Source organism: Pseudokineococcus sp. 5B2Z-1, from assembly GCF_037482305.1.
GTDB lineage: Bacteria > Actinomycetota > Actinomycetes > Actinomycetales > Quadrisphaeraceae > Pseudokineococcus.
Map to the genome: position 1 here is coordinate 35,884 of NZ_JBBHZG010000009.1, position 9,000 is coordinate 44,883.

The following is a 9,000-nucleotide window of genomic DNA, read 5'->3' on the forward strand; positions in this document are numbered from 1 at the left end:
GACCGCGGCCCCCGCCCGCACCCGCTGCTCGCGGGGCGGGCGGGGACGCGGCGCCACCCCGCGGCTCCCTCCGCAGCAGGGGTGGTGCGGTCGGGTGCGCCCATGGGCTTCGATGGCCCCATGTACTTCACCGACCGTGGCATCGAGGAGCTGGAGGCGCGGCGCGGCGAGGAGGAGGTCACCCTCGCCTGGCTCGCCGAGCAGCTGAGGACGTTCGTGGACGTCCACCCCGAGCACGAGACCCCGGTCGAGCGGCTGGCCACCTGGCTGGCCCGCCTCGACGACGACAGCGACGACAGCGAGGACGCGTGAGCACCACAGCCCCCGACCCCCAGGCCGCCCCGGGCCGCCGCGTCTGCGTCCTCGGCGACGCCCTGGCCGCCGGCGTCGGCGACCCCCGGGCCATGGGGTGGACCGGGCGCGTCGCGGCCCGGACCCCCGACGACGACGGCCCCACGACCGTCTTCCCCCTGGGGGTGCCCGGCGAGGGCACGGCCGGGCTGCTCGAGCGCTGGGTCGACGAGACCTCGCGCCGCTTCGCCCCCGGCGCCGACAACCGGCTCGTCGTGGGGCTGGGCAGCGCCGACCTCGAGGCCGGGCTGACGATGGCGCGCAGCCGCCTCAACCTCGCCAACGTCCTCGACGAGGCCGCCTCCCGCGGCCTGCCGGTGCTCGTCGTCGGACCGGCGCCGGGCCTCGACGCCGACCGCAACGACGACGTCGCCGAGCTGGCGGACGCCTTCGCCGACGTCTGCGCGCGCCGCGCGGTGCGCTACGTGGACTGCTTCGACCCGCTCGTCCACCACGAGCAGTGGCACGCCGACCTCGCCGCCGGCGACGGCGTGCACCCCGGCCAGGCCGGCTACGGCCTGCTCGCCTGGCTGGTCCTCCACGGGGGCTGGCGCCCCTGGCTCGGCCTGCCCGACGAGGGCTGACCGGGCCCCTCGCCCCCCGGTCACGCTCCGCCGAAGAGCCGCGGCCCCCGCCACCCGCGAGGTGGCGGGGGCCGCGGCGCCTCCGGCGCGGGTCCGCGGCAGCGGTCAGCGGGTGGTGAGGACCACCTTGCCGAACAGCTCCCCCGCCGCCATGGCGGCGAAGCCCTCGGCGGCGCGCGCGAGCGGCAGCACGCGGTCGACGACGGGCCGGGCCCCGGTCGCGACGAGGAGGTCGAGCAGGCGGACGAGCTCCTCGCGGGTGCCCATCGTCGACCCGACGACGCGCAGGCCGAGGAAGAAGACGCGCTGCAGCTCGGCGCTGGGCGCCGGGCCCGAGGTGGCCCCGGCGACGACGACCGTGCCGCCGGGGCGCAGCGACCGCAGCGAGTGCGCCCAGGTGGCCTCGCCGACGGTCTCCATGACGGCGTCCACCCGGCCGGGGAGCCGCTCCCCCGTCGCGAAGGCGGCGTGCGCGCCGAGGGCGAGCGCCCGCTCCCGCTTCTCCTCGCTGCGCGAGGTGACCCACACGCGGTAGCCGGCGGCGCGCCCCAGGACGACGAGGGCGGTCGCGACGCCACCGCCCGCCCCCTGCACGAGCACGGTCGAGCCGGGGGCGGCGCCCGACTGCGTGAAGAGCATCCGGTAGGCCGTCAGCCACGCCGTCGGCAGGCAGGCGGCGTCGGCCGCGGACAGCTCAGGCGGGCGCGGGACGACGTTGCGCGCCGGGACGACGACCTCCTCGGCGAGCGTGCCCTGGTAGCGCTCCGACAGCAGCGAGCGCCCCGGGTCGAGCGTGTCGTCCCCCGTCCACCCCGGGCTCGTCACGACGGCGTGGACGAGCACGTCCCGGCCGTCCTCGTCGGTGCCGGCGCCGTCGCACCCGAGCACCATCGGCAGCCGCTCGTCGGGCAGCCCGACGCCCCGCAGGCTCCACAGGTCGTGGTGGTTGAGGCTCGCCGCCTCGAGGCGGACCCGCACCCAGCCGTCGGGGGCCTCGGGCGCGGGGCGCTCCCCCACCTCCAGCGCGGACAGCGGGTCGGTGGGGGACGTCTGCGTCACGGAGGCGGCCAGCACCCCCGCGACGCTAGGCCCACCGCCCGCCGCGCGCCCGCCCGCGGCCCGCCGTCAGACGTCCTCCCCGCGCGCGGACGCGAGGTCGACGACCGCCGCGTCGAGCGCGGACTCGGCCTCGCGCACGGCGCGCACGGCGTCGTCCCAGGCGTCGGAGCGGGCGGCCTCCCGCTGGGCGGCCGAGACGGCGCCGGCCAGCGGCGCCGTGTCGGCGGCCGGGGGACGGCGGGCCCGCGAGCGCAGCGCCCGCGCCAGGTCGCGCGCCTCGGCCGCCACCGCGGCCAGCGACGGGTCCGTGCCCGGACCCGTGACCGGCCGCCCGCCGGCCCCGCGGGGCCGGGCCTCCTCCTCGCTGGCGCGGGCGAGGTCCTCGACGGCGTCCCGGAGCCCCTCGCGGGCGGCGGCGACGGCGGCCTCCTGCGCGGAGAGGTCCTCGCGGTCGGTGCGGGTGCTCACGGGGGCCTCCTGGGCGCCGGCGCGGCCCGGGTGGTCCGGGCGCTGCTGGTCGTGGTCGTGGTCGGGCCGGGCCGGGCCATCCTGCCGCGCCGCGCCGTCGGGCGCGGAGGTCGTCCCCACCCGCCTGGCGACCGCCGGGGAGCCGCCCGGTGGCGGGGCGGTGAAATCTCCGGGCAGACCCGCGCCGACGGGGGCGTCGGTCGTGCGCCGCGGCACCGGCCCGACGTAACGTCGGAGGCGTCAGCACCCGGGCCCGCCCGGGTGACCCCGCCCGGGAGCTCCCATGACGACGACGCGTCGCGTCCCCGCACCAGCGCCCACGCCCTCGACGCCCTCGCCCGCAGCGCCCTGCGCGGCTGCCGCACCGCCGACCGAGGACCCGGGCGCCCCGCCCGCGGACCCCCCGGACGCCGGCGCCGCGGTGCGCCGCGGCCCCCTGCCGCTGCTGCGGCGCGCCCCCGGGGCGCCGCCCGCGGTCGTGGCCCACCGCGGGAGCTCCTCGACGGCCCCCGAGAACACCCTGGCCGCCTTCGAGGCCGCGCGCCGCGCCGGTGCTCCGTGGGTCGAGACGGACCTGCGCCGCACCCGGGACGGTGTCGCGGTCGTCCTCCACGACCCGCGGATGGAGCGCACCACCGACGGTGCCGGGGACCTCGCCGGCCTCACCGCGGCCGAGGTCGCCGCCCTGGACGCCGGCTCCTGGTTCGCCCCCGGCTTCGGCGGCGCCCGCGTCCCGCTGCTCGACGAGCTGCTGGACTGGGCGGCCGCCCACGACGAGCCGCACCTGCTGCTGGAGCTCAAGGGCTCGTGGACGCCGGCCGAGGTGGCGCCCGTGGTCGCGGCCGTCCGCGCCCGCGGGCTCGCCGAGCGGGTCGTGCTCCAGTCCTTCGACGCGGGCACCGTGGCCGCGTGCGCCCACGCGGCGCCGGATCTCGCGCTCGGCCTGCTGCTGCGCGAGGGCGGCGGGGTCCCCCTCCTCGAGGCCGGCGCAGGGACGCCGGACGCGTCGGGGCGGGGCGCGACGGGCGGTGCGCCGCGCGTGTCCGAGGAGGTGCGCCGCCTCGTGGCGGAGCACCGACTGTCGGCCGTGAACCCCGGTGCACGCCTCGTGGTGGGTTCACCCGAGGTCGTCGGCGCCCTCCACGACCTCGGCGTGGCCGTGTGGGTGTGGACGGTCGACGACGCCGCCCGGTGGGCGCAGCTGGAGGAGGCCGGAGCGGACGGCGTCATCACCAACCGCCCCGACCGCATGCTCGGGTGGGTGGAGGGGCGCCGCTCCCCCGTGCCCGCGCCGCGGCGCGGCGGCACGAGCGCCGCCCCCACCGCTGCGGACCCCACGACCGCGGACGCCGCTGCCCCCGCTGCGGCGGGCGCCGGCCCGGCGCCGGACGACGGGACGACGCTCGCCGCCCCCTGAGCCGCGGCCCCCACCTCGACCGTCCGAGCCCCGCGGGCCCCGCCCGCGGGGCTCAGCCCTCGCGGCGCAGGCGCACGGCCGAGAGGGTGGCGGCGAAGCCCACGAGCACGACGACGTGGAGCAGCCAGAGCCACAGCAGGGCCGCGATCACGCCGCCCACGGGTGCGGAGCCGCCGAAGGGCGCCCCGATGTCGACCGGCAGGGCCACGAAGAGCACGATCCCCTGCACGAAGCCGGCGACGAAGGCGCCCGTGGCGAAGCCACCGGCCAGGGCCGCGCGCCAGGACAGGTGCTGCGGCGCGACGGTGCGGAAGGTCCACGCGAGCGGCAGGGAGATGACGACCCAGTCGACGTTGAGGGCGACGTAGACGCCGAGAGCCGTCCCCCGCGCGCCCTGGGAGAACAGGTCGGCCACGAGCGGGGTCACGCCGAGGACGACGAGCAGCAGCAGCGGCGCGGCCGCGAGGACGGGGAGCACGGAGGCGCGGGCCCGCCACCCGGAGCCGAGCCGCCGCAGCCAGCGCGGCCGCCGCTCGTGGTCGCCGCCCGCCGCCGGCGGCTCGCCGCCGAGGGCCGTGTAGGCGCGGCGCAGCCCCTCCCCGTACAGGCTCGCGGGGAAGAGGCTGAAGATGACGACGGGCCAGGCGACGCCGAGCCCGTAGACGACGACGGACCGCGCGACGACGTCGGCGGACATCGCCGAGGGCAGCGCGGCCTGCAGGGACGCGCCGAGGGCGAGCACCCGGTCCTCGCCGACGAGCCAGCCCGCGACGCGGACGGCGATGAGGACCGAGGGCACCGCCGCGAGCGCCCCGTAGAAGGTGAGGCCCGCGGCGGTCAGCGGGAGCTCGCGGCGCCGCAGGAGCTGCCGCGTGGGCCCGGGCAGCCGCCGCAGGACCTCGCGCCGGGTCAGCCTGCGCTCGGGCGGGCGGGACGGCGCGACGGGCACGCCCCAGCCTCGCACGCCGGGGCCCTCGGACCGCCGACCGACGGTGCGCTCAGGCCACGAGCCCGAGCCGGCGCATCTCCACGGCGAGGTCGTGCGGACGCGTGGCGGCGGCCATGGCGTCGTCGAGGCCGACCACGCCGTCGCGGTAGAGCTGCACGAGGTGCTGGTCGAAGGTCTGCATGCCATAGAAGGCGCCGTCGGCGACGAGGTCGGCGATGGAGGCCGTCTTCTCGGGGTCGGCGACGGCGTCCGCCACGCGCCCCGTCCCCACGCACACCTCCACGGTGACGGCGCGACCCTGGCCGTCGGCGCGGGGCACGAGGCGCTGGCAGACGATGCCGCGCAGCGAGCCGGCGAGGGACAGGCGCACCTGCTGCTGCTCGTGGTGGGGGAAGAAGTCGATGATCCGCGCCACGGTCTCCGTCGCGTCCGTCGTGTGGAGCGTGCTCATGACGAAGTGGCCGGTCTCCGCCGCCGCGAGCGCGGCGCGCACGGTGTCGGCGTCGCGCATCTCGCCGACGAGGACGACGTCGGGGTCCTGGCGCATCGCCGCCCGCAGGGCGCTGCCGAAGCTGGCGGTGTCGAGCCCCAGCTCGCGCTGGTTGATCATGGCGAGCTTGTCCTGGTGGAGGACCTCGATGGGGTCCTCCACCGTGAGCAGGTGGACCTCCCGGTTGCTGTTGATGTGGTCGACCATCCCGGCGAGCGTCGTCGTCTTGCCCGAGCCGGTGGGCCCGGTGACGAGGACGAGGCCCCGCGGCTCGAGGGCCAGGGTCCCCACGACCGCGGGCAGGCCGAGGTCGGACAGCGGGACCGCGCCCACGGCCACCCGGCGGATGACGAGGCCCACCGACCCGCGCGCGCGGAAGGCGTTGACGCGGAAGCGCCCCATGCCGGGGACGGAGTAGGCGAAGTCCGCCTCGAGCGTCTGCGCGAAGCGCTCGCGGGCGTCCTCGCGCATGACCTGCCGCAGCAGGCCCTCGGTGTCCGCGAAGGTGAGGTCGCGGAACTGCAGGCGCCGCAGGCGACCGTCGATGCGCACCCGCGGCGGCGAGCCGACCTTGCAGTGCAGGTCCGAGCCCTGCAGGTCGCACAGCGCCCGCAGGAAGGGCCAGACGGACAGCTCCTCGGCGGGCGTCTCCGGCGGCGTGGACGTCGCGGGCGCAGTGGTCACGTCGTCCCATCGGCACGTCCCGCCCGCACCCTGAGCCCGGACCCGGACCCTCGCAGGACCGCGGGCGGTCAGGGCCGGCCGCGACCGCTCAGCGCGAGCCGACGAGCCAGACGACGTCGTAGGGCGAGAGCCACAGCGCCCCGTCGCCGCCGCGCTCGGGCACCCGCCCGGTGAGGGCGTCGGGGGCGCCGCCGAGGCCCGCGGCGTCGAGGCGCTCGCCCGGGAACGGCCGCCAGGAACCCGTGAAGTTGGCGAGGAGCAGCAGGTCCCCCTCCGGGTGGCGGCGCAGGACCACGAGGACCCCCGGGTCGCTCGGGTCGAGCACCTGCGCCGGCGTCGCGGCGTGCAGGTGCGGCAGCGACGCGCGCGTGCGGGCGAGGTGGCGGACGCCGGCGAAGACGGTGCCCGCGACGGTCGAGGGGTCGTGGCGCTCGGCGAGGAGGACCTCCGAGGCGCGGGGGCGGTGGACCCAGCGGTTGTCGGCCTCGTGGCCGGGCTCGCCCGCCCAGCCGGGGTCGCCGGGCTGGCCGACCTCGTCGCCGGACCACAGCACGGGGACGCCGCCCCACGCGAGGACGACCGCGTGGGCCAGGAGGAGGCGGCGCACGGCGAGGTCGACGTCCTCGTCCCCCGGCCGCCCGCCCCGCGCGAGCGCCGCCTCCAGCCCGGTGAGCGCCGCCGTGGCGCCGCTCGTGCGCCGGTCGCCCGTCGCCGGGTCCTCCTGGAAGACCAGCCCCGTGGCCGGGGAGCCGGGGAACGCGCCGGAATACCAGTCCGCGAGGAACGACCGGTGCCCGTGGCCCGAGAGGCCGACGGCGGCGGCGTCCTCGTCGGAGACCGCCCAGCCGATGTCGTCGTGGCAGCGCACGTACGTGATCCACGCGGTGGACGAGGGGGCGGGCGGGATGCGCTGCAGGGCGCGCGTCGCCAGCACGACGTCGCCCGTGGCGAGCATCGACCAGACCTGGACCATGAGGCTGTTGTGGTAGGCGAGGTCGCTGACGCGCCCGGCGTGCCCACCGGTGCCGAGGTAGGGCACCAGATCGTCGGGCGCGACGATGGCCTCGGCCTTGAGCAGCAGGCCCGGGCAGGCCACCCGGGTGACGCCGCGGAGCACCTGGACGAGGGCGTGGACCTCGGGCTGGTTCTGGCAGCTCGTGCCCAGGCGCTTCCAGAGGAACGCCACGGCGTCCAGGCGCAGCACCTCGACGCCGAGGTCGGCGAGGTGGAGGACGACGTCGACCATCTCGGCGAGGACCTCGGGCGAGGACCAGTCGAGGTCCCACTGGAAGCTGTTGAAGGTCGTCCAGACCCAGGCGCCCAGCTCGTCGTCCCACGTGAAGCTGCCGGGCGAGGTGTCCGGGAAGACCTCCGGCAGCGTCCGCTCGAAGGCGTCGGGCCCCTCGCGGTCGGCGAAGACGTGGAAGTAGCCCCGGTAGCGCGCCCTCTCCTCGGGCGTGCCGCGCCGCGCCAGCTCGGCCCACGGGTGCTCGCGGGCCACGTGGTTGAGCACGAGGTCGAGCACCAGGCTCACGCCGCGGCCGCGCAGGGTGGCGGCGAGCTCCCGCAGGTCCTCGGTGGTGCCGAGGTCCGGTCGCACGCGGCGGTAGTCGGCGACGGCGTACCCGCCGTCGCTGTCGCCCTCCCGGGGCAGCAGGAGGGGCATGAGGTGCAGGTACGTGACGCCGAGCTCCTCCAGCAGGGGCAGCCGGTCGCGGACCCCCGCGAGGGTGCCGGCGAAGCGGTCGGCGTAGGCCGCGTAGCCGAGCATCCCCGGGCGCTGGAACCAGTCGGGCGCCAGCGTCCGCGCCTGGTCCAGGCGGTGGAGGTCCTCGTCGCGCCGTGCGTAGGCGGTGGCGGCGGCCCGCAGGAGCCGCACCTCCAGGCGCGCGGCCGCCTCGGCCCCGTGGACGGCCGCGAGCCCCTCCCGCACGTCGGGCCACCAGCGCTCGACGCGCAGGTGGAACAGCTCACGACGCTCCGGAGCGAGCCCCGCGAGGACGTCGTCCGCGGCCGCGGCGACCGGCTGCGGCACCCGACCCGTCACCGGTCGCGGCTCCCGCGCCACCTGCTCGTCCACGCCCGCTCCGCCCGTCCGCCGACCCCCGCCGCGGGGGCACGCTAGCGGCGCGAGCGCCTCAGGTGGCCGGTGCCGCCTCGAGGACGACGAGCAGGTCGCCCTCCTGGACGACGTCGCCCGGGCTCACCGTCACCCGCGCGACGCGCCCGCGCCCCTCGGGGACCACGGGGATCTCCATCTTCATCGACTCCAGCAGCAGCAGCGTCTGGCCGGCCTCGACCACCTCGCCGACGTCCACCGCGATGCTGAGGACCCCCGCCACCATCTCCGCCCGGACGCTCTCCACGGCGCCGATCGAACCACGCGCGCGGCCGGGCCCGGCGAGGCGGGGCCGGATGGGGCGGGGCGGGCGTGGTCGCGGGGCGGGCGTGGTCGCGGGGCGGGCGTGGTCGCGGGGCGGGCGTGGTCGCGGGGCGGGCGGGTGGTGGTGCGCGCGCTCCGGCACTGGCTCGGCGCGCCGTGGTCACCGCCCGTGAGGGTCCGGGCGCCGGCCTGACGTGCTCTCCGCGCCCGCACCACCACCCGAGGTGGGCGCGGCCCTCACCTGCGAGCTCTCCGGCACCGGCTCGGCGTCCCGCGGTGGTCAGGGCGTCGGCCCGACGTGCTCTCCGCGCCCGCACCACCACCTGCGGTCGGCACCGCACCACCGGCGGTCGGCCCCGCCCGCACGACCGGTCGCCCCCGCCCCCGCCCCGTGGTCGTGGTCGACGCGGCGCCACGTCGTGCTGTGGGACGATCGTGCCCGCCCGCGACCGCGGGTCTTCCGACGGACGAGGAGGCGGCATGAGCAAGCGCGCCCGCAAGCGCCGCTCGCGCAAGAAGAGCAGCGCGAACCACGGCAACCGCCCCAACAGCTGAGGACGGCCCACCCCGGTGGGCCGCGCCCGCCCGGGACGGCCGCAGCACGACGACGGGCCC

General features: G+C 78.4%; 10 protein-coding genes. 4 read left to right on the forward strand and 6 right to left on the reverse strand.

Annotated elements, in window-relative coordinates:
• Positions 1–120: 120 nt before the first annotated feature.
• Together WDV85_RS16385 and WDV85_RS16390 are read left to right on the forward strand one after the other, a co-directional pair.
• Positions 121–312 (forward strand): DUF6104 family protein, encoded by a 192-nt coding sequence (locus WDV85_RS16385; RefSeq protein WP_171203626.1) that lies wholly within the window; start codon positions 121–123, stop codon positions 310–312.
• Complete coding sequence (locus tag WDV85_RS16390) at positions 309–935, forward strand: GDSL-type esterase/lipase family protein (RefSeq protein ID WP_298804446.1); 627 nt, start codon at positions 309–311, stop codon at positions 933–935. Before WDV85_RS16385 ends, WDV85_RS16390 begins: the two co-directional genes overlap by 4 nt.
• Before the next feature lie 105 nt (positions 936–1,040).
• On the opposite strand, the gene WDV85_RS16395 is transcribed toward WDV85_RS16390, so the two are convergent.
• The gene (locus tag WDV85_RS16395; protein ID WP_339571644.1) at positions 1,041–2,009 is read right to left on the reverse strand and encodes a zinc-binding dehydrogenase; all 969 of its coding nucleotides are present in this window, start codon (positions 2,007–2,009) and stop codon (positions 1,041–1,043) included.
• A 51-nt stretch (positions 2,010–2,060) separates the two neighbouring features.
• Complete coding sequence (locus tag WDV85_RS16400) at positions 2,061–2,462, reverse strand: hypothetical protein (protein ID WP_339571645.1); 402 nt, start codon at positions 2,460–2,462, stop codon at positions 2,061–2,063.
• Between the two features lie 283 nt (positions 2,463–2,745).
• Between WDV85_RS16400 and WDV85_RS16405 the strand changes: the two genes are divergently transcribed.
• Positions 2,746–3,879 carry a glycerophosphodiester phosphodiesterase gene (locus WDV85_RS16405; RefSeq protein ID WP_339571646.1) on the forward strand — a complete coding sequence of 378 codons (1,134 nt, stop codon included), beginning with the start codon at positions 2,746–2,748 and terminating at the stop codon, positions 3,877–3,879.
• A 52-nt stretch (positions 3,880–3,931) separates the two neighbouring features.
• Here WDV85_RS16405 and WDV85_RS16410 read toward each other — a convergent pair whose 3' ends face one another.
• From WDV85_RS16410 to WDV85_RS16425, 4 genes are all read right to left on the reverse strand, one after another.
• The gene (locus WDV85_RS16410; protein ID WP_339571647.1) at positions 3,932–4,828 is read right to left on the reverse strand and encodes a YhjD/YihY/BrkB family envelope integrity protein; all 897 of its coding nucleotides are present in this window, start codon (positions 4,826–4,828) and stop codon (positions 3,932–3,934) included.
• A 49-nt stretch (positions 4,829–4,877) separates the two neighbouring features.
• Positions 4,878–6,002, reverse strand: coding sequence for a type IV pilus twitching motility protein PilT (locus tag WDV85_RS16415; protein ID WP_339571648.1), 1,125 nt, complete (start codon positions 6,000–6,002; stop codon positions 4,878–4,880).
• Between the two features lie 88 nt (positions 6,003–6,090).
• On the reverse strand, positions 6,091–8,082 hold the full coding sequence (locus WDV85_RS16420; protein WP_339571649.1) for an amylosucrase: 1,992 nt from the start codon (positions 8,080–8,082) through the stop codon (positions 6,091–6,093).
• 58 nt (positions 8,083–8,140) lie between these two features.
• Complete coding sequence (locus tag WDV85_RS16425) at positions 8,141–8,368, reverse strand: biotin/lipoyl-binding carrier protein (protein WP_339571650.1); 228 nt, start codon at positions 8,366–8,368, stop codon at positions 8,141–8,143.
• Between the two features lie 497 nt (positions 8,369–8,865).
• Here WDV85_RS16425 and WDV85_RS17205 point away from each other — a divergent pair, with 497 nt between their 5' ends.
• Entirely contained in the window at positions 8,866–8,940 is a 75-nt protein-coding gene (locus WDV85_RS17205) for a 50S ribosomal protein bL37 (RefSeq protein WP_409372975.1), read from the forward strand.
• The last annotated feature ends 60 nt before the right edge of the window (positions 8,941–9,000 follow it).